The organism is Pseudomonas sp. EGD-AK9, from assembly GCF_000465935.2.
Taxonomy (GTDB): domain Bacteria; phylum Pseudomonadota; class Gammaproteobacteria; order Pseudomonadales; family Pseudomonadaceae; genus Aquipseudomonas.
The window spans coordinates 1-511 of record NZ_AVOF01001010.1 but is presented as its reverse complement, the minus strand read 5'-3'; the positions used below and the strand labels follow the sequence as shown (position 1 = coordinate 511).

Sequence of the window (511 nt, the reverse complement as noted above, 5' to 3'; positions counted from 1 at the left end):
GGCGGCGAACGGCTCCTGCACCTGCAGCAGCGGCTCGTGCCAGCCGGCGCCGGCCTCGGCGTAGTGCCAGCGCTTGAGCTGGGGGATGCTCAGCGCGCCCGCGGTGCCGGCCAGCAGGTAGCAGGGCTGCTCGGCCTGGCGCGGGTAGACCGGGTTCTCGCCGGAAGCCAGCTCCCAGCTCCAGGGCGCGGCCACCGCGTCGGAGCCGGTCAGGCTGCCCAGGGCACCGCTGGCGAACTGCAGCAGGATGGCGGCGCTGTCCTCGTTGGCGAAGCCGCGCACGCCGTTGCTGGTGAAGGCCTGCACCTGGCGCACCTCGCCGCACAGGTGGCGCAGCAGGTCGAGGTCGTGGATCAGGTTGGTCAGCAGCAGCCCGGCGCCGGCCTCGCGGCGCCAGGGGATGGCGTAGTAGCTGTCGGGCTTGCGCAGCTGCCACAGCGCGGTGACGGTGGTCAGGCGGCCGAGCGCGCCCGCCTCGATCAGCTCGCGGGCGCGCACGATCAGCGGGTTG

At 74.2% G+C, this 511-nt stretch carries 1 protein-coding gene; it reads right to left on the bottom strand.

All coding sequences use genetic code 11. The annotated features are described in order from the left end of the window. A partial coding sequence (locus N878_RS26370) for a Gfo/Idh/MocA family protein (protein WP_021446460.1) occupies positions 1 to 511 on the bottom strand: 511 nt, incomplete at both ends.